The sequence below is a fragment of the Paenibacillus sp. EZ-K15 genome (genome assembly GCF_002573715.1).
Taxonomy (GTDB): domain Bacteria; phylum Bacillota; class Bacilli; order Paenibacillales; family Paenibacillaceae; genus Paenibacillus_AQ.
In genome coordinates this window covers 561867-586147 of record NZ_PDHM01000016.1, presented here as the reverse complement: position 1 = coordinate 586147, position 24281 = coordinate 561867, and the positions used below count along the sequence as shown (strand labels likewise).

The following is a 24281-nucleotide window of genomic DNA, read 5'->3' as shown; positions in this document are numbered from 1 at the left end:
AAGACATATCATTAACTTATAAAATGGAGGTCATTGCTTTGAAAAAATGGATGAAATTCACGATGCCCCTGTTATTGTCCTTCGCTGTCATCAGCGGATGCGGCAGTAATACCGACACCGGCGGCAAAGCCGCGGCAAACGCCGGCCAGGAGAACTCGCAAGGCACAAGCACAGGCAGCAGCACGAATACAGAATCAACCGGGTATGTCCCTGAAAAACTGACCGTCCAATTTGTTCCTTCCCAGAATGCCGACACGCTTGAAGCCAAAGCCAAGCCGCTTGAAAAGCTGCTGTCCGACAAAATCAGAATCCCCGTACAGGTCAGCGTATCAACTGACTATAACACGATTGTTGAAGCGATGGCTTCCAAAAAAGTAGACGTCGGCTTCCTGCCGCCAACCGCGTATGTTCTTGCCAAGGAGAAAGGCGCAGCTGAGGTTATTCTGCAGGCCCAACGCTTTGGCGTCAAGGATGAAACGGGTGAGCCTACGGATGAGCTTGTGGATTTCTACAAGGCGATGATGATCGTGAAAAAGGATTCCGCCATCCAATCCGTTGCCGACCTGAAGGGCAAAAAAATCGCCTACCAAAACGTGTCTTCCTCTGCCGGTTATGTATGGCCGGCCGCGGTTCTGATGGATAACGGAATCGACCCGTTGAAGGACGTCGAGCCGATTACGGTTAAAGGTCATGACCAAGCTGTCCTTGCCGTGTTGAACGGCGATGTCCATGCAGCAGCCATTTTCCAGGATGCCCGAAATGTCGTTAAGACCGATTATCCAACCGTGTTTGAAGATACGCGCGTACTGACCTATACGGAGAAAATTCCAAACGATACGATCAGCGTACGTTCCGATATGAGTGCAGAATGGACCCAGAAGCTGCAGAATGCATTTATCGAGATCGGCCAGGACGAAGAAGGCCACAAGATCATTTCCGAAATTTACACCCACGAAGGATATGTAAAATCGGATGACACTCAATTTGAGATTGTCCGTGAATACGGCGAAAAGGTAAAGACAGAGTAAATGATAAGGGACTGGGTGCCATGATTGAAATTCGCAACGTTTCGAAAACTTACGCTAATGGAACCAAAGGACTGAACCATATCAATCTGACGATCGGCCGCGGCGAATTCGTGGCGATCGTCGGGCTGTCCGGCGCCGGGAAGTCGACCCTGCTGCGGTCGATGAACCGGCTTCACGACATTACCGAAGGCGAAATCGTGATCGACGGTAAATCGATTACAGCGGCCAAGGGCAAAGAACTGCGCCGCATCAGAAGGAACATCGGCATGATTTTTCAGAGCTTCAATCTTGTGAAGCGCTCTTCCGTACTCCGCAATGTGCTCGCAGGACGCGTCGGATACCACTCCACCCTGCTCACCCTGCTTGGCCGATTTCCGAAGGACGATGTGGATCTGGCCTTTCAGGCGCTGGACCGGGTAGGCATTGTCCAGAAGGCGTATGCCCGTGCCGATGAGCTGTCCGGCGGACAGCAGCAGCGGGTCGCGATTGCACGAGTGCTCGCGCAGGAGGCCAAGATCATACTGGCGGACGAGCCGGTTGCTTCCCTCGATCCTTTGACCACGAAACAGGTCATGGATGATCTCAAACGGATTAACACGGAATCCGAAATTACGACGATCGTGAATCTGCATTCGATCGATCTGGCCCGGCAGTATGCTACACGGATTATCGGATTGCGTGCCGGGGAGGTTGTCTTTGATGGATCGGTATCGGAAGCGACGGACGAACGGTTTACGGAAATATACGGGCGGCCATTCGGCAAGGATGAGCTATTGGAGGAAACGGCTGTATGAAGATGGAACTGGAAACGGCGCCATTCAAGCAATCAGCTCAGGCTCCCCCTCCTCGCCCGAAACCGCCGGGCAAACTGAAGCATTACATGACAGCGGCTTTACTGCTGCTTCTCGTCTGGGGTAGTGCGCTGCAGACGGACGCTACCTTCAAGGAGCTTGTGGAAGGACTGCCGAACATGCTTGACCTGCTGCGGGAAATGTTCCCGCCGAAATGGAGCTATCTCGACAACATTTGGGAGGCGATGCTGGAGACGATACGCATGGCGCTGATCGGCACGACGCTCGGGGCCATCCTGGCGGTTCCTGTTGCGCTGCTGTGTGCAGGCAATTTGGTCAAAAGCCGGTGGATCACCTATCCTGTTCGCTTCCTGCTGAACTTGATCCGGACCATTCCTGACCTTTTGCTTGCCGCTTTTTTTGTCGCGATATTGGGGCTGGGCCCGTTACCGGGGATTTTTGCCCTATCCGTCTTTTCACTGGGTCTGATTGCTAAACTCACCTATGAAGCACTGGAAGCGATAGACCCTGGCCCGCTGGAGGCGATGACCGCTGCCGGGGCAAATCTCCCGCAGCTGATCGTATACGGTGCAGTCCCGCAGATTCGGGCACATTTCGCTTCTTATACGCTGTACACGTTCGAAATCAATGTTCGTGCCGCTGCCGTGCTCGGTCTGGTGGGAGCTGGCGGGATCGGTCATTATTATGAAGTGACGCTCGGATTTTTTGAGTACGACAAGACATGCTTGATCATCATCTTCACCCTGATTGTCGTCCTGATGATCGACTATCTTAGTACGAAATTGCGGGAGAAATTGTTATGAGCAAATCATGGAACGACATCGTTCCCCAACCGAAAAAAAGCCGTCTCCGCTGGCTTATCTACGTCGTGCTGGCGATCGTTTATGTTTGGGCTTTCTCGGGGATCCCGTACTCTGGCATTAAAGAAACGGCAGGTCAGGTGACAAAAGCTATCTTCTCCGGCCTGTTTTCACCCGATTGGGATTTTGTTTATTTACCAGACGGTGAGGATTTGCTGCGTGGCTTGCTGGATACCTTGGCGATTTCCATTTTGGGGACGATCATCTCGGCTGTCATCTGTATCCCGTTCGCTTTCTGGGCCGCAGCCAACATGACCGGGTCCATATTCGCCTCCGGATCAGGCAAAGTGCTGCTCAGCCTCATCCGCGTCTTTCCTGAAATCGTAATGGCGCTATTGTTCATCAAGGCGGTAGGCCCCGGTTCTTTTGCAGGCGTGCTGGCACTCGGTCTGCATTCAGTAGGCATGCTCGGCAAACTGTTCTCCGAAGAGGTGGAGCAGATCGATACGGGCCCGACCGAAGCGCTGATCGCTGCTGGTGCGACTCGGCTGCAAATTGTCCGGTTCGCCGTTGTGCCACAGGTACTGCCCGGTTTTTTGTCGTATATCCTCTACCGCTTCGAAATCAACCTCCGCTCCGCCACCATCCTCGGCGTCATCGGCGCAGGTGGCATCGGGACACCGCTTATTTTCGCGCTGAGCTCACGGAATTGGGACCGCGTCGGCATTATTTTGCTCGGGATTATCGTCATGATTACCTTGACCGACTTGATTTCAGGCGCGATTCGAAAAAAGCTCGTTTAACCGCGGCCGTGAATAACTTTGGAAGTATCCTCCATACTAGTGAAGAACCACATCATACAACCAAGGAGGAACCATGATGCTCGACAATTTGGAAAGCGACTATAACTGCGCGAAAGCCAGCGACGATCTCCATCAGCTTAAGCAAGAACTTGCCGCTCTGCGGGAACAGGGTGCTGAAGACCAAGAAACACAGGAACAACTCAACCGATTGGAGAATCAAATCTCCTTCATAATGAACAAGTGCGATATTAACCATTAACGTTCAATCCAACCTCTTTTTAGAGATCCCTCCATGATTAAAAAACCCCGTATCCGTGAAGGATACGAGGTTTTTTTAGTTTTGCTATTACTCCTCAATCTGCTTGATTAATGTCTTCATAGGATCAATCGGACGATTCGCGTCATATGGATAGCGATTCAATACCTGAAGCAGTAATTGATGCAGCTTTGAATTTTCATTCACCTTCGTGAGAAGGAACTCCATCTTGGCAAGCAGGTCCTTATATTCAGGGATGTTCCCCGGTGAATACACCTCAAACTCAAAGAACGAGTTGCCGAAGACGGTTGCCCTCTTCACGCCTTGGAACTTCACATATCGGGCTTGCTTGGTGTCGAACTCCAGAATGTCCAGTGTTCCCTTCGACTCGATGACGCCGCCTTCGCCGGAAATATTCTCCCAGTTCGTCTTGTCACCCGAAACCAGAATCTGATATTTCTCCGCGTAAGCGCCTTGCCACTTTATAGTGACTTTATTGATTTCCTTGTTCTCTCCCAAATCCACGAGGAACCAGGCATCATCGACATACGCACTGGACCAGCGGGTCGATTCATTGCCATCCACGGCCATATCAGGAGAATAATAAGGGAATTCCGTTTCCGAGGACTCCGCCGACTTGTGAAGCGCAAGATTTTCCGTGCTCAACAGCTCGATCGCTTTGTTGTGGATGACAACATTATCCAGTACACCCTTAAACGCGTTCGTCTCGCTGCCGATTCGCAGCGTAGGCAGGACGAGCGTGTGCATTTTCGGATATTGCATTTCCAGCCGTTCAACATATTCGTCAAGATTGACGAATAGCGATACGCCTTTGTCATCGCCCTTCAGCAAAATATGCGTCCACTTATCTTCCGGGACAACATAGTTAAAGGTACTGTCATAATGCTCCTTGGTAAATCCGAGCTTTCCAGTCTTACCTTGCTTCAGCTTCAAAGTTCCTGCAGGCGATTCCATCAATACGGCATCATCGGGATTGTTCTTGTCGGGCTTAATCCACATGGAGGCGGTCCACCCGAACCCAATCGCATCCACCGGCGTTTCGATATAACTCTTTCCTCCATTGAAGCGAACACCCTGCTGGTACTTGCCGCCCGTTATATCGACATTGACGCCTTTTCCGTCAAAGCCGTTGCCTGAATCATCTTTGAAGCTTTGCTCGAACAAATATTTCATGACCAGATGATCTTGATTGTTCACTGTAATTTTGTGAGAACGGTCAGCATTCGGCGCATCGCCAAGAATCTTCGTCCGCTGTTCGAATTGGGAGAAGGACTTGTCGTCTCTCGTTCCGGTCCACATCTTCTCTGCGACCACCTGGATTCCAGGCATTAAACGGATATGCGCATCGTCCATGGATACGCTGTTCGCATCGGACAAGTCATTCCACATCGAGAACATGCCGCCCTTCACGCGCGGATGGCCAAGCGGTAGCGTTGTGTTCTCCCATTTGTTCGGCTCCCACTCGTTATATAGGAATTGCGAGTTCAAGTAATTCCCATAGAGCGTAGGCACGATATACAAAAAGACATTTTGGGAGTTGATGACGTCATAACCGAGATCCACGGCCTGCTGCGGTGCACCATACGGTTCATACCAGATTCCCATCGTTGCATCATTACTGATCGGTGTGGTCCCGTTGTACATGGTCAAGCCTCCCCACATGATCGGATGCTTGCCCTTGCTATTGATATGCTTCACAAGGGTGTCCATGTACCAACGGAATCGCTCGATATCCGGTCCCCAGTATTCATCCGTGCCGATGTGCACTTCAGGCCCGACAAAGGTCGGATCGCTTCCATCCAAGTATTCATTGAACAAGCTTTTGACAAATTCCACCGTTTCGGGCTTGGAAATATCCAATCCCCGCTCATCCCCGAGTGCCGGATTATAGGAAGTGAATGCGCGGGAATGTCCAGGCGTATCAATTTCCGGAACCACGTTGATGCCATAATCCATAGCCATCCATTGCAGCTCCTTGAATTCTTGCTTCGTGTAGTGCCCGTTCCCGCTTGCAAGTCCGGGATACATGGTGCTCTCCAAGCGATATGCTGCCGTCGTTCCATCCGCGAACGGAGTCCCTACATCATCGTTCAAGTGGATTTGAAACATATTCATTTTGTACCAAGACAACTGCTTTACATAGTCCCGCAGGAAATCGATCGTAAAATATTTGCGGGCAACGTCGATCATAAGTCCCCGCTTCTCATACTTCGGGTAATCCCTCGCTTCCCCGCGCGGAATCGTGCGATCCTCGTTCTGCTTGATGATTTGGAGCGCCGTTCTCGTGCCGAAGAAGGATCCTGTCGCCGAAGATGAGGTAATTGAAACGTACTCGCTCACCTTGAACACATTCCCTTCATCCCCAAGCCAGGACAAGGACGGATCAATAGCTAGGTAGAGATCACCGGTTCGCGGCTGCCCTGCTGTCACTTCCAGCTCATAGCCTGTGAGATCCAACAGATCATCGCGTGTGATCTCCGCTGCCTTGCGCAATACCGATTCATCCTTCGGATCCACCACAATGCGCGAGGATTCGGTTAATGTGTAATTGCCAGAGTCTCCATACCACTCACGCAGTGAAGGGATGACATCCGGCTCGGCATTGCGATCCGGTGTTTGCTCATGCAAGCCCGGAACGATGACGGTCATATTGTCCGATAGTAGTTTCCGATCCGGTTGGTTCAGATCCTCCACTTGGATGATCAGATTCACCTTGGCGTCTACAAGCGGCGTACGGATATTTCCTTCGAGGTCAACGACAGGGAGCCTGTCGCTTCCATATACACTTACACTGTATCCAACCGGCACCTCTGCTGCAGACCAATCCAGCTTGGTTTGTCCGGCTTGCACGTTCAGAACACCCGCAACCTTATCGATTACAGATTGCAAATCATTCAACTGATACACTTCAAATTCATAAAAAGAATAGCCGTACAGCGTTCCTTCGACAGGCGCTCGCTTAATGCCCTGGAATTTTACGTAACGAGCCTCAAGCGAAGGGAAATCGACGGTTTCCACTCCTCCCTTGCTTTGGATAATTCCGTCATTGTCCTTGACATTGACCCAGGTCTGAGCGTCATCCGACACAAGAATCTTGTATGTATCGGCTGGAGTTTGCCAGCGAATGACCACTCGGTCGAACGATTTCTTCTCGCCCAGATCAACATAGAACCACTGATCGTCTTCTATAGCCGAGGACCATCTTGTATTGCCCTTGCCGTCAACCGCCAAGTCAGGCGTCAAATAATCCACTTCATTACCCGATGAAAAAGCTGGAGCATTCAGGGCAAGATTCGTCCCGCTGAATGTTGCCTCTGCAAGGAGGCGAGCCGCTTCATCATCCGATTGTCCATTGGGCATTATAGTGCCGTCCTTGTCATACACGACATCTGTAACGCTTGGTGGCGTGTCATTCTTATTGTCAGGAAAGGTTATGATTGCGCCAGTATCGCTGCTTTCAACATTCCCGCTCTCTTGTTTCGTCTTCGCCTGTGCGCTTGCAGGTTGAACTGCCACAAATGCCGAAGTCATCCCTACAACCAAACTCAACAGTAGACAAACGATCTTGATATAAACGGTTTTCTTCATCAGTTCCCTCCATATTATCTAGTATTGAAATATACGTATTAATTCTGAATTCACCCCTCCTTTTCAATGCGCAACCTCCAAAGTAAACGCTTACTTTATATGAACATTTCTATAATATTACAAAAAGGTGCAAGTAGGAAGATTTTTTTCCTACTTGCACCCTATTTCACTCAAAACCTTTTATATTTGTATTCTATATCAATTTAAAACTTAATATGGTTATTTTTTTTACTTTTTGACCGCCGTTTTAGCCATTTTAATCAGGTCTTCTTCTGTCAACGGATTACCCGGATTGGTTGAGATGCTGAATGACTTGCCATTTTCGATCCAGGAAAGCGTGTTGGTTATAAATTCCTTACCAAGCTTGGGATGTTTCTTTTTCACTTCCTCAGCAGTTATATAGGTATACCCTTTCTGCTTCTTATCTTTCGGATCAAGTCGTGTGCTTTGGAATTTAACATAATCGGTTCCGTTCTTATATTGTAATGAAATCATGCTTGAATTCGTCCAATTCACTTTTTTGGAATGAACTTGCTTTTTCAGCTTTTTAGCTTCTGCCTTCAATTCATTATGATATTCACTGCTGTATGGACCGAGTATTTCCCCCGATACAAAGCTATAATTCTCTGGCAGTTTATTCGACTCTTTCAGTACCGGTTCTTTTAAAGTAGAGGCTTTCTTCCAATAATCATCATAGGTATTGTACTCTGGATGAATGTTCCCCATAGCGAAAGTCTCTAGACCTTTTCCATTGGTCAGTTCATTGCTTACGTATACCATATAAGAGTCATTCGGATTCTCCTCAAGCAATTTACTAATTCTGGCTATTTCCTCCTTTTCCAGTTGTGCCACTTTGCTCACAGCGGCTGCCGTACTTGCAGATTTACCTGGTGCTGCCTCCGCGGCAATATTCATGGCGCCCAGCATCAATACACCGCTTAGCGCAGCAACCGTTATTTTCATACTTTTGTTCATAGGTCATTTCTCCTTGTGGTTTCTTTTTTCAATATATATAACAATACCGATCAAGGCTTTCGTGACATTAACACCTAGCTGAATAGTCGAATGTAACCGGACTGTATAATAGTTAAGTAGCCTGGTTGTCCTACTCGTTCTCGAAAAAAATAAATAAAACACCGAACCTTTTTGTGATCGAGAGACAATATAGGGTGTAAGCTGCTTACCCAGGAGGGCCCTCTGAATGCAAAGTGATTATATGTACGAATTACTCAAACAAATGAAAGACGGTGATCAACAGGCGTTTCATACGATGTATGATGCCACCTATCAGGACGTCTACCGAACCGTTTCCTTTCTGGTGGATCATCAGCAGGATCGGGAAGATGTCATGAATGAGATTTATATGCAAATGTGGACGTCACTTGCCAATTACGATACGAATCGACCTTTCCATTTCTGGCTGCACGGCTTGGTCATCCGTCAAGTGCAGAGATTTCGGGTCAAGCGCTGGCGGAGATTCCGAATTTTTGAACGCATCCGTTCCTTCTCTCGGGAAGAGTCGCATTGGGATCAACCATCTGTGTTGATGGACGGCACGAACCAAATGATATCGGAGGGAATGCAAAAATTGACTGATAAACAGCGAACGGTGATGATCCTCCGCTTTTTTCACGACTATACGCTGGAGGAAATCGCGACATTGCTCGAAATTCCAGTGGGTACAGTCAAGTCCAGATATCATGCGGGCCTCCAGGCACTTCGAAAAAACATATGGAATCTCCCCCCAGAAAGGATGGAAGAGATCAATGACTATTGAACGCAATATCCGTGAACATCTGCACAAAGAAGCAGAAACGATAGATTGCCCACCGGCAATTTCCAACCGAATAGCACGATCCTATTCACAATATTTGCAACAAAAAAGGAGCGGGAAACCTATGAAAAAACGACTAATTGCTGGAATCGTTACAACTGCGATTTTGATTCCAACCGCAGCATTTGCGGCACCTACTCTGATTGAAATGCTGACTAGAATACCGATGACGGCTGAACAAGTCAAGACGGATGAGGTTGGCAAAGCAACACTTGAGAAGCTGTATCGCGCATTTCCTGAAACAAAATCGTTTGAGATTATCGAGGCAAGCAACGTTCAAGGTGTCCAAACCAGCATCATCCTCCAGGAAAAAGGGGGAATCGGCAAAAAAATCACCCTTCATACAAACAGTACGACGGGTGAGGTTGAACACGTGATTCAAGAGAATTGGGAGCCTAAGGAGAAGCCACTCACTGCTTTAACCGATCAGGACATCAAATCGAAGGTTGATCTTCTCATAAATAAAATGTATGGCAATATCGAAGAGTATGAGTTTGCTATGGAGCAAATGGAGAACCCGGATCAAAAAACGTTGATGCTGAACTACTCCCAAAAGGGATCCAAAACACCGCTCTACCAGGTATTCGTCCAAGGCAATTCAATCAGTGTTTCACTGATTGGAGGCGAGACTGTATCTTCAAACGCTAAAGTAGAAGGTTTCTTCTCTTCTAATGGTAAACCTGATTATTTTGCAGATGCCTATTTAAACGATGATAAACTGTTTTCTTTACTTAACATGAGCGCAACCGAATTAAAACAAGAATTAGCAAAAGGTAAATCTGTAGTGGAGATTGCAACAGCTAAACATGTCTCGAAGCAGCAAGTAATAGATGTCATTGCAAAAACACAGGTTGATTTACAAATGCAAGGTGAAGCTAATGGCGATGTTCCTAAAAGCAACCTTTCAAATGAGCAAATGTTAAAAGCTATTGAACCAAAAGTATTACAAGTTATTGAATACAAAACGGTAACACCATCAAAGAAATAACGAGTTGACAGGGCTTCAAAAGCCGTTGAATAATACTAAAAAGCCGGATTCCTTAAAGTAGGAAAACCCGGCTTTTTAACTATCGATCATCCTAAGCGTATTTTTCGTTAATTATCTTAACTTTGATGTGAGAACAATTGAAATATCAACGGTTCCCACATCATTCACATGTATTCAATGTAATATTGGTTTAAATAAAGTTTAACCATTTATAATGTGTTAATTAATAACGCACCCGTTCGTTGAATATCAAAGTTATCCAAAAATCTGTGCAGCTATTCCATATAATGCTTTATTACGTGATGGTAATTGCTTTGAATTTTTAATCATTATAGGAGGTTGACCTACTTTTGTGAAACCATACTTTTCCAAATGAGACATAAAAGCCTCATTCCCTGATGGAACATCGATTCTTAACTTACCTTGATGATTATTAGCCAATTTATCAATTAATAAAGATGCTATATGATCATTAGGGGCTACAATAGGTCCTAAAATTAGATTAATAGGTCCTAAAACAGACAAGGCAAACCCTATGATCGTTCCATCGGAACCTTTGACGACAAGTGCTTCTTTTGCCTGCTTAATTCGATGGATAAGAAAAGTCTTTCTTTCCTCACCAAATGCATTCTTATCTAACCTCACAATTTGAGGTAAATTCTCTTCATGCATATGAGTTATTTCCAAATCTAAATTATTGTTTTGCTCTATCGAAAGATAGCTGTCACAAAGATATTTATGAACACAATCCATCAAACAAAACCCCATGCTCTCATACATTGGTTTTCCTTCATCTGTCGCAATTAACATAACCGTGGTATCGTCTGAAACAGAATCTAAACATTTTTGTGTTACTTTTCTTCCAAGCCCTTTACCCCTGTAATCCGGATGAACAATGACCATACCAATAGATGCTAGGCCTGACCCGTACGGAATAATTGCTGCACTGGATACAATTTCCCCCTCCATATTCTTGTGTCCGTAAACTTTACCAGATGACATTACTGTTTGAATTTCATGTTCATCATAATCCCATCCAACTGTAGCTGAAAGTGCAATTAACCCAGGTATATCCCGTTCTTCAAGTGCTACTAAATTATTTTTCGGTTTTTTGTATACACTCATTTGAAGTACTCCCTCATAATAAATATTTTGTTTCTTTTTAATTTGATATTATCATTCTATGTTTCACTATTTTCTTCCACTAACCTAAACCGATAGCACAATAAGTAAAACCGAAATAAAACAGGGAATTTTTTGATTATCAAATTTTATCATAGATCATACTACGTAATTTTAATAACTCAAAAAATAGTGTGGTTAAATAGTCTTTAAAGAAACAAAAAAACGGATAACTTTACATTGAATACTGTAAAGTCATCCGTTATGGATAGTTAAGATAACGTTAAATGGTTGGCGGTACTCCTTTTACTTCTTTCATAAATTCTCTAAAGTTTTCAGCTATTTCTTTGAATTTGGTTACAGAGGGGAGTAGATTCCGGCCAACTTCAGATCCTGTGGAGTTTTGGTATGCTTCATGTCCAGCGGATCTGTAAAATATTTGTGTATACATGCTGTAAAACCCATGCCGCTAACGCTCTCGACCATGAACCGAATATGAACAAGCAAAAAATGCTACAGCGTCACTCTACTCCGTCGGACATGATCGGTTAGAGGTCTCCCTGCTCTATAAATTTCACCTCTGGATACATGTCGCTCGGTCCCTGAATCAGATTTCCGCCCGTTCCTTTCAGTTGCTTATTAAAGAAATCGAGTACATATTGATTTATGATGCTTGATCCTCTTTTACCATTGATGTCTCCTGTGATCCCGGTCAGTTTAACCAACTCCGAATAGAATTGAAGGTCCGTGAAATTGAAGTGCTGGGTTCCTTCTACATAAATCACATTTCCCCCATGTTCGATAACATTTTTCATAATGTGCAGCTCATCTGAAAGAAATTTATTTACTTCGTTATCCGAATTTCTATCATTTTCAAAATTGACTAACCAGTCTTTAAAGCTTCCCGATCTCATGAACATAAACGGCTTGTTTATATCATCTCTATTTTCTACTTCATTCAGTGACCCGTCCATATTAACCCCGGCCTTGATTCTGTGATCTAAATACGTTGCATTAAACGCGGTTGCCCCCCCAAAAGAATGCCCCATCGCGCCTATGTTATTTAAATCAATTTTCCCTTTGAATTGACTTTCAATTGCACCTGAATTCAGCTTTTCGATTTGATTGATTACAAACTCCACGTCTTTTGTCCATATATCCCCAATTTCTCTGCGCTCATCTATGGTTGTCATCTTTGTTGTATAGCCCGTTACACGGCCATCCGGAAAAAGGGTAGCAAAGGTGCTATACGTATGATCGATTGTGACTACGATAAACCCATGACTGGCCAGATTCTCGGCCTGTGATGCTTGTAGAACTCTACTGGTTCCCATTCCATGAGATAGTAGTACCACGGGATAAGGACTTGCAGAAGGTAATATTTCTACATTTTCATAAGAGTTGGTTTGACTATACTTCCAGTAGTCGAGCACAAATTCAGGCAGTTTTAAAGAAGTAGCGAAGCTCTGAATATACTTTCTGAACCTCTCTTTATCTTTTGGAAACAGCGTGTCACGCTTGTTGTTATTAATGTTTTCAGTAGGATACCATACTTGAACCATTAGTTCTCTCTTATCACTTTGATCTTCAGTTAAGACTTCATCTCTGTTCTGATCCGTAAAATGAAAGGTTTGAGTACCCACTTTCTCTGGACCATCCGGCTTCGGCAAATGAAAGACAGGTAAGTACACAGACAAGCCAGTAGATATCACAAGTAGAATGACGATTAAGGAAGATAAACTATATTTCAACAACTTCCCTATTTTTAGATTCACCATCTTTTCGGAATGTCTGAATATAACGATAAGTATGAATAGCGCCGTCATGATATATACCAAAAGCAACTGCCATCTGTATCCCTCAACTAACAATTGAACTACGAATATAACGCTACTTCCTATACCCAAACCCACTCCTGTTTTCTTTGCACTTCTTTTAATAAACAATAGATCGACGAGTAAAGCGAAACAGGATAGAACTAAAAGTACTTCAAATAATCTCATTTTGAATTCCTCTCTTTCATCACGTACATCGGCCGGAGTGGACATACTATGGAAAAACCGTCCCACAGGACGGCTTTTCATATTCATTTATATACATCTGTAAAATCACGAGTAAATTTTTACTGGATAGTTACTTCGCTTCGTTCATAAATGCTCTAACGTCTTCAGCTATTTCTTTAAATAACGTATGGTGCAAGTAATGTTCGCCATCCATAGTTATTACTTTTCCATGTACAGAATCTTTGATCTGTCCTTCGTGCAGTGGTATCCATTCTTTTACACCTTCATTATTCGCTTGAATAAGGAGAAGAAGTGGAAGGTCTTTAGGGAAAGTTAAACCTTGAGCTGCCTTGAAATTGGAAGAGATATGCTCCATCTCATTCAATGTCGTGGAACTGTTCGAGTTTTTATTCGACAGCATTTTCATCTGCTCTACGGTGTGATCATCAAAAGGGAGTTCAGCGTACGGGTCACCACTAAATTTGACTACCAATCTTTGGAGACCTGATTTTTTAAGGAAATTGAACATTTTTATAGGAAATTTGGCATCCATACCCGGTTGTGTTGGAACACTGCTATCAATTCCGATGAATGCAGTTACCTCATCCGGATATTTGTTCACATAATCAATGCCGTAAATGCCTGCAATAGAGTGGCCCATGAGCATGTATTTGTCAATATTAAGCTGCTGTAGAGCTTCATGAACTTCACTTACGATATTCTCTGTGGTTCGTTCTTTTTCCGTTCCGTCACTTAAGCCATAACCGAAAGGCTCAACCGCTACCACTTTGTAATATGGAGATAGCTCGTCGATGAGCAGCTTAAAATCAAGCGCTGGTGCAGCTGTTCCAAAACCTGGAATCAGCACGATTGTTTCTTTGCCTTCTCCTTGAATGAGCACATTCATATTTTTGCCGTCTACGGATACGTGCTGACCATAAGGCTCTATCTTTTTCGCCTCTGAATTTGTACTGATCACATTCGTGATATAAACAATACCTAGAAACAGAACAATGGCGATTACGATTGCTCCCAGTATTTTAAGTATCATGTTTCGTACTTTCTTGGCCCTCGATCCATTCTTCGCTTTCTTTTCCTCTGGTTGTGTCACTCTCATCTTCTCCTGTCTTGAACTGTTGTTCGGCTTTCTTCTTTGCTGCTAATGAAATCTTAACCCATGAAAATGTACTCCCCGTGACGTCAATATGAACTGAATATGAACAAGCACGAAAATGTTGCGGCGTTATGTACGGGAGCTTGTACATGAAGGAATTATTGGATTCCTCCCATAAAACTCATGAATTTTTCAGCGATTTCTTTGGAATGGGAACGATATAAATAATGATTGGCTTCAAGCAGCACCATTTCTCCATGTACAGAGTCCTTTATTAGCTTCTCATGCTCGGGAATCCATTGATCCGTTCCCGGATGATTCGCCTGAACAAAGAACAGTACAGGAAGATTTACAGGGAACGTTAGCCTTCCAGCTGCTTTAAAGTTGGAATACATGCTCTCTGCCTCATTTAATTGAGTGGTATTATACATGTTTTTGCGTATCAGAATGTTCAATTGTTCTTTCGTTTGTTCATCATAAGGTAGTCCTTCATAAAGGTCAGCACTCAGTTTCAGTTGTACTCGGGCGAAACCTAAGTTGCGGAACCATTTAATCGGTTGTGTATCTGACGAATCAATCTTTTGTTCACTCAGCGCTGGCACACTGCTATCCAGTCCAACAAATGCACGTACTTCATTTGGATATTTGTTCACATAATCCAGGCTATAGATCCCGGAAATGGAATGGCCCATAAGGATATAACGATCAATATGGAGACTCTGTAAAGCTTCATGAATCTCACTTACGATATTTGCCGTGCTGCGTTCCTTTTCGGTCTGATCGCTCAATCCGTAACCAAAAGGCTCTACGACGACGACTTTATAATATGGGGATAACTCTGAAATAAGCGGTTTAAAATCAAGTGCTGGCGATGCCGTTCCAAAGCCGGGTAAAATCACGACTGTTTCTTCGCCTTTTCCTTGAATGGTGACATTCATCTGATTCCCATCTACAGATACATGCTGACCATAAGGTTCCAATCTCTTCTGCTCCGAATGACTGCTGATTTTGTTAACGGTATACACGGCGGCAACAAAAAGTAGGATAGCTATAACGATTGCACCTAATACTTTAAGCAAAATGTTTAATACTTTCCTCGATTTGGTTCCACCCCATTTTTTCTTCTCTCTTTCTTTTGTCACACACATCTGCTCCTGTCCTCATCTGGTTAATGGCCGTAACAAGCCGTTAATGCAAGCCTAACCAACCAAGATGTCCTCACCATGACGACAATATGAACGGAGTATGAACTAACAAAAAAATGCCACGTTTCACATACAAGAAAGCTTGCATGTGAAACGTGGCATGAAAATACGGTTTAGACAATCCGATGGACATTCTATACATCCACCTTATCCTGTAAGCCTAATTATTCCGTTGGTGGAGTGATTGGCAACGTGACAATAAAGGTTGTTCCTTGACCTGGTTCACTTTCTACTCGGATGTCCCCTTGATGAAGCGATACAATCTGTTTAACGATGGCAAGTCCCATACCACTGCCGTCATACTTGCGACTGTGGGAACGATCCGACTTGAAAAATCGTTCGAATATGCGCTTCTGGTCTTCAAGAGGGATACCAATACCTGTGTCGGAGATTCGAATAGTCACATTCTTGATATCCTGCTTGGTGCTGACGTGAATCACGCCACCATCCTTGGAAAATTTGATGCCATTGCTGAGAATATTCGTCCATACCTGGTTCAACTGGTCGTGATCAGCCAAGACTTTAACGGCTTGGAGATCAAGCTCAAAGTGAATGTTGCGAGCAGACCATTGTGGTTGGAGAGTTACAATGACGCGCCTGATCTGTTCATCCAGGCTGAGTGTGCTAAGTCGAGGTTGCTGTGACTGTGATTCAAGCATGCTCAGCTTGAGCAGGCTATCACTCATTTTGGACATCCGCTGCGCTTCCGCGATGATAATATCCAGATAACGGCTTCGTTCGTGATCTGAGAGGTCTACTTGCTTAAGTGCTAGAGCATAACCGGATATCGAGGTGAGCGGAGACTGAACCTCGTGCGACACATTCGTTACGAATTCCCTGCGCATCTGCTCAAGTTGCTGTAGATCGTGCATCATTTCTTCGAAGCTGCGGGCCAGCGTACCGAGCTCACTCACTTGCTTAATATTCAGCTTGACGTTGAAATCTCCAGATGCGATACGCTTGGTCGCTTTTGTCAGCTTTTTGATTGGTCTGACTAGGAATACCGAGGCAACGAGAATTAATAAGCTTCCTGCAATCAACGAACAGGTCGCAAAGATCAATCCCCACTGGGCGACAAAAGTGGCAGAAGGTGGAGCGAGCGTCTCCAAAAACATCGCTTTCGTTCCCATTTCTGTTTTCACCGGCAAACCTAAGAGAACTGTAGCAATACCGTTCGGATTGTCCTGGACAACACCTCCGTCTAACACTTTCTTCAGTCGCTCTTCCGTCACCGCGGCCAATTTATGTCCGTTAAGCTTTCCGTAAGACTGGAACTGACCCGTTGCATCGTAAATTCGAATATAGTAGGAATCCAGTTGCTTCATTCCACTAACGAATGATTCTGCTTCGCGTAAGGGAAGGGTCTTGTAAATTTGTACGACATCTTGGCCGAAGTTACGTAAGTTGATTTGAGCGTTCTCATTCAATTTGTCCTCAAATATCCAGGTAGACATAAAAAAAGAAATGATCGTGCCCGCGATGACGGAGACTAGAAATGTCAGGACCACACGGATATATAAAGATCTAATCATTCGTGAACCTCGAGCCGGTAGCCAAGCCCACGAACCGTTTCGATCCGAAAATCAGGTGTAGCCGCAAACCGTTCGCGCAAACGTTTGATATGTACATCTACGGTTCGATCATCCCCAGCATAATCAATCCCCCAAATTTGATCGATCAATTGCTCGCGCGTATAGACTTGTCCGGGTGTACCAGCAAGCTTATATAGCAATTCGAACTCCTTGAGCGGCAGCGTAAGCGACTCTGTCCCTCTCATCACCTTATAGGTCTGTCGATCAAGGATGACGTTCCCGAATTGGATCGTCTGCGTGGAGCCAATTTTGTATCGTTTCAGTAATGCTCTGACACGCACCGTTAACTCTAACGGATCGAATGGTTTCGTCAAATAATCGTCCGTTCCAAGTTCGAAACCTTTCACTTTCTCCCATGTTTCGCCTCTCGCAGTCAGCATAAGTAACGGTAGATCAGGATTGGCTCTTCGAAGCTCCTTGCATAACGTCCAACCATCCATGATCGGCATCATAATATCAAGCACGACAAGATCGACATGGGTTGAAGTGTAGACGTCCAGTGCTTCCTTGCCGTCTGCGGCTTCGACTGTTACGAATCCGTCGTTGCGTAGAAACAAACAGACGAGTTCGCGGATGTTCGCATCATCGTCAGCAACCAGTATAGTAGGCATTCGTTCCCTCTTTCCCATCTCATATTGAAGTAACCATTATACTATAAGTATAATGAATTACTCTCATACTACCTAATCATCATACCCGGGATAATCATTGAATGCACCTCGAATGCTTCTTCCCTGCACAAATCAGCGGCTGCTTCCGTAGAAACAGCCGCTGATTCCATTTCGTTTCAGTTAATTAACAATTTGCTATAGGTTAAGGAGCATCGCCGCATCACGCAAACTTGTTCACACGCATGGAAAAGGCGACAGAGGATTGATTCCCCTGCCGCCTTCTCTTTCGTATATTCCACTCAGTTATGCGTTTCTGCTTCTTTTTTGAATTTCATGATGGACCAGGCAACCAATAACAGCAGAACGGACAGACATACGCTGATGCTGACCCGATTCTGTCCATCGATGAGGAAGAGGACCGTGATCACCGATAGACAAAGCGCAGTAAACGCAGTTACATAGGGGAAGCCCCATACCTTAAAGCTGGGCTGCACCGGATAAGCTTTGCGAAGCTTCAGCTGGGAGAAACAAATACAGATCCATACCAGCACCACAACGAAGCCCGGAACCGCCATCAGGACCCGAAACAACTGGTCTTGCGCGATCAGTCCCAGCAGTGAACCTGCCAAAAGAATGATAGCGCAAAGTTTCAGCGTATTAAGCGGAATGCCTTTGCTCGTGGTCTTGGCCAAGCTCCTTGGAGCCTCCCCGGCAGCTGCCATGGAATAGATCATGCGCGTCGCACCATAGATACCGGAGTTAGCTGCAGACAGCACGGCCGTTACCAATATGAAATTCATGATGTGGGCCGCTCCCTGCAATCCCGTAGCGGACAATACCTGAACGAAAGGACTTGACTCTCCCCCCAGCTGGTTCCATGGAATCAATCCGCAAATAATCAGGAGCGGCAGCGTAAAGAACAAAATCACCCTTAATATAAAGTTGCGTACGACTTTAGGCAGGATTTTCTCCGCATTTTCGGTCTCAGTTAATGTGAGACCTATCAGTTCGGAGCCTCCATACGAAAAGGTAACGACAAGCAGAGCTGAGAATATGGCAAACCATCCGTTTGGCAAAAACCCGCCGTGAGCAGTGAAATTTTGAAGGTACGGGGTGTCCGAACTCGGAATAATGCCAAACATCAGAAAACTTCCCAGCACAATAAAACTAATAATCATGGCGATTTTTATTCCGGCAAGCCAGAATTCCACTTCGCCAAAACTTCCAACACTCATCATATTGATTAAAATAATGAGCGCCGCACTTGCAAGGCTTAGCAGCCACAGCGGAACCTCCGGAAACCAGTATTGCAGAAAGCTGCCTGCCGCAATCACTTCAATCACGCATACCGACAGCCACATGAAACAATACATCCAGCCCATGACAAAAGAAACCCGCTTACCAAAGGCTTCGCGAACAAAATCCTTCATATTGCGGCCCGGATACACCGTAGCCATTTCCGTCATCGCTCCCATAACGACCAGAAGAAGCAGTCCCGCAAAGATATAAGAGAAAATAACGCCCGGACCGGCGAGACTGATCGTCTCGGCACTTCCTTTAAATATCCCGGTGCCGATTACACCGCCCATCGCCATAAAGCTGATATGCCTTGGCCTCAATTTCTTCTGTAATGAAACTTCATCCTGTTTTGCCATTCACATATCCCCCTGATGACTTTCAAATTAACCTATTGATAAGTATAACCTTTTCGGCTAAGGAAACAACTTAAGAAATTCGCAAAGTGAATGAGGAAGTACGATAGCTCTAATGCCTCTTATTCTTTAATAAACGGTAAATAGGTTGTTCCAGGAGCGCGGATCATAAAGAGCCCGGGGAGGTCCCGGGCTCTTTATTCATTCGTTATGATTACCGCTAGCTCATACCATCACTGCTTCAGTGACGGACAGTACTTCATGGTTTGATCATCATCGCATTACATTTATTGCTTCCCAGTTGAGACGATTCTGACATTGCTGATTTTGGACATGTTACCGGAAGTATCGTACGCAACGATAAAATATTGATACATTGTATTCGGCATCAAGCCGCTATCCTTATAATCCGTCGTATTCGACGTTCCAATGACGGTATTATTCCGATAAACCTTATACTCTGCAATGCCCGCATTATCGAAAGAAGGAGTCCACTTCAGTTCCACCGATGAATCGGATACGGCTACCGCTTCTTCGATGGTTGGCTGCATCGGCGCTTCGGTATCCGCGATGGTCGGTGACCACCAGTTACCCGAAACGACAATCATGCTTAGGAGACGCAGCGTATTCCCAAAGTACACATCATCATTCGTGGAGATGGAGGCATTGTGGTCCCATAATCGGTTGAGCCACTCCTGATTCGCCGGATTTATCATGGCGCTGACCATCATCGGCGCAGAAAATGAAGTATCCGTATAATCCACGAGTGCTTTTGATCCATCCAGCTTGTAACCACCATATATTTTGCTTGGATCATCCCCGGTCGCTTGGCGAATCCAAGACGTCATTTTATTTAGCTGCTCCTTGGCACGAGTTTCCCCTGTCATGAGAGCGTCCGTACCGATCCGCCAAGGAATACGTGAAGAGTTATAACTATAGTCCCCGTCCGTTTCAGACTCCAGGAATGTTGAATCTGCCGGAGCATAGCTGCCGTTTTTCTTGACCACAAAATCGGGCAGCAGCCCCGCATTCGGACTGTACTTTTTGTATAATCCCTCGCTGATGGAATAGGTTTTGTCGATGACGCGGTCCCAATTGGCGTCTCCGCTCGCGTTTTTGAAGTCTTTCAAATGCTGAAGCATAAAATCGGAAGGACGCGTAGCGCTGCCATATTTAGCATCGTCGTCGCTTACCCAATCTGCAAGCTTCAAAGTCCACTCAGCATGATTGACATCACTCTTCATGATAGCGTCAATTACTTTTTTGGCTTCGGCCAAGTAATTGATCTCACCATCGCTTCCCCACTGGCGATCCGCAAGGAGCAACGCGTATGCGATATCCATATCACCGTCCGTGGCCGAATCCACGCCGCTGACATCCACGACGGCCTGACCTGTATCGCCCTGCTTCCAAGCCATAAGGTCCGGGTTGATCTTACTCGGATGTGCTCTGAAATATCGATATAGTCCGTCAAAATAAGCCTTAGCTTTAGGATCATGACCCGCCATGTGTGCGGTGATCAGCATCCCGTATCCGTGCGCTTCCGAAACGGTTATCGCTTGATACTTGACATTAAGCTCCTTGTCAAACTCTTCTTGGAACCAGTCCCCATCGGCATACCAGACGTAGTACTGATCCGGCTCCGAAGATTGAAGATACGGCTTCTTTTTCAAGTATTTCTGCTTCCACTCATCATACAGCCGGGCAACGGTTGCATCCAGCTGCGCTTGTTGCATATGATTTGGCTTGATCGAGCCGGAGGTGTAGGCCGTATGCTGCGGGAACGGCTTGTAAGGCCCGGTGCCTTGTGAAGAAGGCATCGTTTTCAAGCGGATTTCTTCAGACGGCAGCGATTCGACTCCTCCCGCGGTAACGGCCGTCACCTTGTACCGATATTCCGTGTCAGGCGTCAGCCCGGTATCGATATATGTTATTTCCTTGGTTGTTCCAACGTGATTATCGTTGCGGTAAACATGATAACGATCCGGCGCCTTACCGGATGGCGCTCTCCAGGTCAGGTCAATTTGGAAAGGAGACACGCCTTTGCCCACCAAACCATCCAAAGCGGATGGGGGCTCATTCCCCTCGGTCTGATTTGAAGTGCTTACCGTGACTGGGCTGGAATTGTCTCTTCTGCCAACAGATTTGATCACCAGATTATATTGGATATCCGGATTCAATTTGTCGATAACAACGCTGTACTGCGACGTTCCCGACTTCACGGGCACATAGAGGCTCCAATGCTTGCTGATCTTGTCATCCTTTTCGTAAATACGGAATCCTCTTACCTGCTCTTTACTTGAGGACGGCGCCTTCCAGGTCAACGTAGCTTTGGTACCTTGGAGTTTAACCTGTGCTCCCTCCACCGGATCCGGTTTGGTGTCTGTTCGTTTGATACCGTAATGATCGTATACCTTCAGCCCATTTTTCCCGTATCCGCTCTTTCCTTCATCTTCAACAGCAGCCGTATAGGCATCGAATTTCAGAATTTGATCTGCAACCGACACATCCGTAAACATTTTTTTCTTCGGCTGGTTGTTAATCGCTGCGAAGAAGTCGTCATACGGTTCGTTCTTGTAATAAAATTTGTTTCCAAACGCATTGGACATCAGATACACCGTTCCTTGAGGATTGACGACGTTGCCTGCTTCGTCTTTTTCCAGTTTTTTCGGATCGATGACCTTGTCCCCGTACATTTGGAAGGAACGCATATACATATGATCGTGAGCCTCAAACACCATATCGATGCCAAGCTCGTCAAATACAGGAATCAGATTTTTTCTGTAAAATTTAACGCGATCTCCTTCCCATTGCGCGGAATTATCGCCAGCTGCATAAGGTGCTTTGTGAAGCGTCACGAATTTCCACTTCTTGTCGGTCTTCGCGACCGTGTTCCGCATCCAATCAATCTGGTTCCAAAACTGTTCGTGCTGATCATCATCCCAGTCGACGGAGCCGTCTTCGTTCAGCTTGCCATCAAACTGCGAGTTGTACACCATGTAAAGCGCGTCGCCGTATTCAAAAGAATAGACCGAGCCATCATGTGTCGCATCCACCACTTTCCGTGGCAGATTGAAATGGTTGTAAAAGTTATTATTCGGCGTCGTGGCATCCCCGTCCCAATCCGATACTTCGTGTCCGCCCAGTACGGGAACAAATGGCACTTTCATCAGATGCTCCTGCGCGAGCCCGAGCATCCACTGCCATTGCTCTTCCAGGTCGCCATTATCAACCAGATCGCCGGCATTGATCAGAAATTTGGGGTTACCAATATGTTCGTAAGCTTTCTTGAAGGTATCTGCCCATGGTTCAAAGCCTGATTTGCTCGAGGCCTGAGAATCGGCTCCCACGATAAAGCGATATGGCTGCGGCGTCGCTGTATCGGTTTTAAACGATCCCATTGAGCTCCATATCGAACCGTCGCCTACCCGGAATACATAATCAGTTCCCGGCTTTAATCCATTCGCGCTTGATTTATGGCTGAAAAACTTTTTCTTCTTACCCGTCGTTCTGTCACCCTTGGTCATATAAGTCGAAATTTCCTCGGAAGTTCCGGTGAATTCAAGAACTCCCTCTTTCGGAAACACGTTACCGGTTCCCGTTGATTCGGCTACCTGGACTTTCGTTCCGGCCGAGGTATCCGTGTACCAAGCGAAAGCCATGCTTGTTTTAGGATCGCCGTTCAAGGTCATGTTAATGAGTTTCGGCTGAGAGACTGAACCTACAGTCGTAAAGCTCCACTCGATATTTCGAATCAGGGGGGAGCCGTCTTTTCCTTGGACCGCGGTTTGGGGAATGGTAACCCTGTAGCTTTTCCCTTGACCTAATCCGCCATGCCCAATGCGCAAGGTCGTTTGATTTATGACTTCGACTGCAAGGTTTGGAACAGGCTGATTCTGGCCATCCCGAACCGTGATGTCCTGTTTGGCCGTTACCGTGATCGGTTTATTGAACTTAACCTCAATCGGCGTGGTCACGGCTACCTTATCCGCACCTTGCTCCGGTATATAGGATACGTCGATGGTAGGCTGTTCAGGCGTTGTTCCGGAAATCGGTTCTCCGGTTACGCGAATGTTCCGAATTTTACTGGAACCTCCCGATCCAATGCCTTTCGGATTATCTTTGGTGTTGGTTGGCTTATTGGAGTTAACCACCCAGCGGATATACAGCATTTGCTTATCGTCTGCATTCGGCAAGGAGACGTTATTAAGTATGCAGGATTGATTCGGACAATTGTAACTTGAAACGATATTCATCTGAACCGTGCCTCCCGGGACGTCTGTCCATACCGTTCGGTCGGTACTTACCTGTACTTTGAAATCGTTAGGAGCGGAACCCGAAGAGCTTTGCTCCGAGGATAATTTGATATTCTTGTAGGCTGAGGTAGAAACCATGGCCAACCAATATTTCTTGCCCTGGCCGTTATCCCAGCCCTGGTAGCTAATATCTTGGGCTTTACTGTCGTAGTATTCAAAATATCCTCCGACCTGTTGCAGGATGGAGGAAGACTTGTTGAGTCCTCCGGTTGCAGGATGGACGCCTCCTTCTCCCTTGTTCTTGAAGACCCATTCGGCGATTAAGGCCTCGGCCGCTTTCCCCGGCCCATCGGAGGCTAGCTCGGACTTACCCGTCACGGAGTCGGCATGTGAATTTGCCGGCAATGTCCAGGGGATCAACAATAATGCTAAAAACAATAAGAACATTTTTTGCGGATTCCTTCCTCTTTTCTTCTTGATTCGCATGCTTTGCACCCCTTTCCCGTTCAACATGAACGGTTTGGCTTGAGGATTCGATATGAATCCCGCCTTCTTGAATATATCCGATGTTTTCTCAGGATTCTCGCAGAATCTTA

At 45.8% G+C, this 24281-nt stretch carries 17 protein-coding genes; 7 read left to right on the top strand and 10 right to left on the bottom strand.

The window, feature by feature from the left end; translation table 11 throughout:
* The first annotated feature begins 38 nt into the window (after positions 1 to 38).
* The 5 genes from CRG97_RS15185 to CRG97_RS15165 all read left to right on the top strand — a co-directional run bounded on the left by CRG97_RS15185 (position 39) and on the right by CRG97_RS15165 (position 3702).
* A complete protein-coding gene (locus CRG97_RS15185; RefSeq protein ID WP_098744377.1) occupies positions 39 to 1028 on the top strand; it encodes a phosphate/phosphite/phosphonate ABC transporter substrate-binding protein in 990 nt (329 codons plus the stop codon).
* Positions 1029 to 1048: 20 nt separating this feature from the next.
* Positions 1049 to 1822: a phosphonate ABC transporter ATP-binding protein gene (gene phnC / locus CRG97_RS15180; protein ID WP_098744374.1), complete on the top strand. Its 774-nt coding sequence runs from the start codon at positions 1049 to 1051 to the stop codon at positions 1820 to 1822.
* Entirely contained in the window at positions 1819 to 2643 is an 825-nt protein-coding gene (gene phnE, locus CRG97_RS15175) for a phosphonate ABC transporter, permease protein PhnE (protein WP_098744371.1), read from the top strand. The genes phnC and phnE (CRG97_RS15175) overlap by 4 nt, the downstream gene beginning before the upstream one ends.
* A complete protein-coding gene (gene phnE / locus CRG97_RS15170) occupies positions 2640 to 3443 on the top strand; it encodes a phosphonate ABC transporter, permease protein PhnE (protein ID WP_098744369.1) in 804 nt (267 codons plus the stop codon). Before phnE (CRG97_RS15175) ends, phnE (CRG97_RS15170) begins: the two co-directional genes overlap by 4 nt.
* Before the next feature lie 76 nt (positions 3444 to 3519).
* Positions 3520 to 3702 carry a DUF2524 domain-containing protein gene (locus tag CRG97_RS15165; RefSeq protein ID WP_098744366.1) on the top strand — a complete coding sequence of 61 codons (183 nt, stop codon included), beginning with the start codon at positions 3520 to 3522 and terminating at the stop codon, positions 3700 to 3702.
* An 87-nt stretch (positions 3703 to 3789) separates the two neighbouring features.
* Here CRG97_RS15165 and CRG97_RS15160 read toward each other — a convergent pair whose 3' ends face one another.
* Entirely contained in the window at positions 3790 to 7308 is a 3519-nt protein-coding gene (locus CRG97_RS15160) for a discoidin domain-containing protein (RefSeq protein WP_098744364.1), read from the bottom strand.
* A 228-nt stretch (positions 7309 to 7536) separates the two neighbouring features.
* A complete protein-coding gene (locus CRG97_RS15155) occupies positions 7537 to 8283 on the bottom strand; it encodes a hypothetical protein (RefSeq protein WP_098744361.1) in 747 nt (248 codons plus the stop codon).
* Positions 8284 to 8509: 226 nt separating this feature from the next.
* Between CRG97_RS15155 and CRG97_RS15150 the strand changes: the two genes are divergently transcribed.
* Both CRG97_RS15150 and CRG97_RS15145 read left to right on the top strand, forming a co-directional pair.
* Positions 8510 to 9085, top strand: coding sequence for a sigma-70 family RNA polymerase sigma factor (locus CRG97_RS15150; protein ID WP_098744358.1), 576 nt, complete (start codon positions 8510 to 8512; stop codon positions 9083 to 9085).
* Positions 9075 to 10130 carry a hypothetical protein gene (locus tag CRG97_RS15145; protein WP_202618932.1) on the top strand — a complete coding sequence of 352 codons (1056 nt, stop codon included), beginning with the start codon at positions 9075 to 9077 and terminating at the stop codon, positions 10128 to 10130. The genes CRG97_RS15150 and CRG97_RS15145 overlap by 11 nt, the downstream gene beginning before the upstream one ends.
* A 255-nt stretch (positions 10131 to 10385) precedes the next feature.
* On the opposite strand, the gene CRG97_RS15140 is transcribed toward CRG97_RS15145, so the two are convergent.
* The 8 genes from CRG97_RS15140 to CRG97_RS15105 all read right to left on the bottom strand — a co-directional run bounded on the left by CRG97_RS15140 (position 10386) and on the right by CRG97_RS15105 (position 24171).
* The gene (locus CRG97_RS15140; RefSeq protein WP_098744352.1) at positions 10386 to 11255 is read right to left on the bottom strand and encodes a GNAT family N-acetyltransferase; all 870 of its coding nucleotides are present in this window, start codon (positions 11253 to 11255) and stop codon (positions 10386 to 10388) included.
* Positions 11256 to 11800: 545 nt separating this feature from the next.
* Positions 11801 to 13255, bottom strand: coding sequence for an alpha/beta hydrolase family protein (locus tag CRG97_RS15135; RefSeq protein WP_098744349.1), 1455 nt, complete (start codon positions 13253 to 13255; stop codon positions 11801 to 11803).
* 130 nt (positions 13256 to 13385) lie between these two features.
* Positions 13386 to 14366 (bottom strand): alpha/beta hydrolase, encoded by a 981-nt coding sequence (locus tag CRG97_RS15130; protein WP_098744346.1) that lies wholly within the window; start codon positions 14364 to 14366, stop codon positions 13386 to 13388.
* Between the two features lie 161 nt (positions 14367 to 14527).
* Complete coding sequence (locus tag CRG97_RS15125; RefSeq protein WP_098744344.1) at positions 14528 to 15517, bottom strand: alpha/beta fold hydrolase; 990 nt, start codon at positions 15515 to 15517, stop codon at positions 14528 to 14530.
* Between the two features lie 221 nt (positions 15518 to 15738).
* On the bottom strand, positions 15739 to 17106 hold the full coding sequence (locus tag CRG97_RS15120) for a sensor histidine kinase (protein ID WP_098744341.1): 1368 nt from the start codon (positions 17104 to 17106) through the stop codon (positions 15739 to 15741).
* Positions 17103 to 17777: a response regulator transcription factor gene (locus tag CRG97_RS15115; protein WP_098744338.1), complete on the bottom strand. Its 675-nt coding sequence runs from the start codon at positions 17775 to 17777 to the stop codon at positions 17103 to 17105. Before CRG97_RS15115 ends, CRG97_RS15120 begins: the two co-directional genes overlap by 4 nt.
* 299 nt (positions 17778 to 18076) lie before the next feature.
* Positions 18077 to 19432, bottom strand: coding sequence for an amino acid permease (locus CRG97_RS15110; RefSeq protein WP_098744335.1), 1356 nt, complete (start codon positions 19430 to 19432; stop codon positions 18077 to 18079).
* Positions 19433 to 19716: 284 nt separating this feature from the next.
* Positions 19717 to 24171: a glycosyl hydrolase family 8 gene (locus tag CRG97_RS15105; RefSeq protein ID WP_237566409.1), complete on the bottom strand. Its 4455-nt coding sequence runs from the start codon at positions 24169 to 24171 to the stop codon at positions 19717 to 19719.
* Positions 24172 to 24281: the final 110 nt, after the last annotated feature.

Coding starts and splice junctions, on each gene's coding strand:
- phnE (WP_098744371.1), top strand. CDS start 1,819: ATGAAGATGGAACTGGAAACGGCGCCATTCAAGCAATCAGCTCAGGCT.
- CRG97_RS15140 (WP_098744352.1), bottom strand. CDS start 11,255: ATGAGTGTATACAAAAAACCGAAAAATAATTTAGTAGCACTTGAAGAA.
- CRG97_RS15120 (WP_098744341.1), bottom strand. CDS start 17,106: ATGATTAGATCTTTATATATCCGTGTGGTCCTGACATTTCTAGTCTCC.
- CRG97_RS15110 (WP_098744335.1), bottom strand. CDS start 19,432: ATGGCAAAACAGGATGAAGTTTCATTACAGAAGAAATTGAGGCCAAGG.
- phnE (WP_098744369.1), top strand. CDS start 2,640: ATGAGCAAATCATGGAACGACATCGTTCCCCAACCGAAAAAAAGCCGT.
- CRG97_RS15105 (WP_237566409.1), bottom strand. CDS start 24,171: ATGCGAATCAAGAAGAAAAGAGGAAGGAATCCGCAAAAAATGTTCTTA.
- CRG97_RS15145 (WP_202618932.1), top strand. CDS start 9,075: ATGACTATTGAACGCAATATCCGTGAACATCTGCACAAAGAAGCAGAA.
- CRG97_RS15135 (WP_098744349.1), bottom strand. CDS start 13,255: ATGAGATTATTTGAAGTACTTTTAGTTCTATCCTGTTTCGCTTTACTC.
- phnC (WP_098744374.1), top strand. CDS start 1,049: ATGATTGAAATTCGCAACGTTTCGAAAACTTACGCTAATGGAACCAAA.
- CRG97_RS15115 (WP_098744338.1), bottom strand. CDS start 17,777: ATGCCTACTATACTGGTTGCTGACGATGATGCGAACATCCGCGAACTC.
- CRG97_RS15160 (WP_098744364.1), bottom strand. CDS start 7,308: ATGAAGAAAACCGTTTATATCAAGATCGTTTGTCTACTGTTGAGTTTG.
- CRG97_RS15155 (WP_098744361.1), bottom strand. CDS start 8,283: ATGAACAAAAGTATGAAAATAACGGTTGCTGCGCTAAGCGGTGTATTG.
- CRG97_RS15165 (WP_098744366.1), top strand. CDS start 3,520: ATGCTCGACAATTTGGAAAGCGACTATAACTGCGCGAAAGCCAGCGAC.
- CRG97_RS15125 (WP_098744344.1), bottom strand. CDS start 15,517: ATGTGTGTGACAAAAGAAAGAGAGAAGAAAAAATGGGGTGGAACCAAA.
- CRG97_RS15150 (WP_098744358.1), top strand. CDS start 8,510: ATGCAAAGTGATTATATGTACGAATTACTCAAACAAATGAAAGACGGT.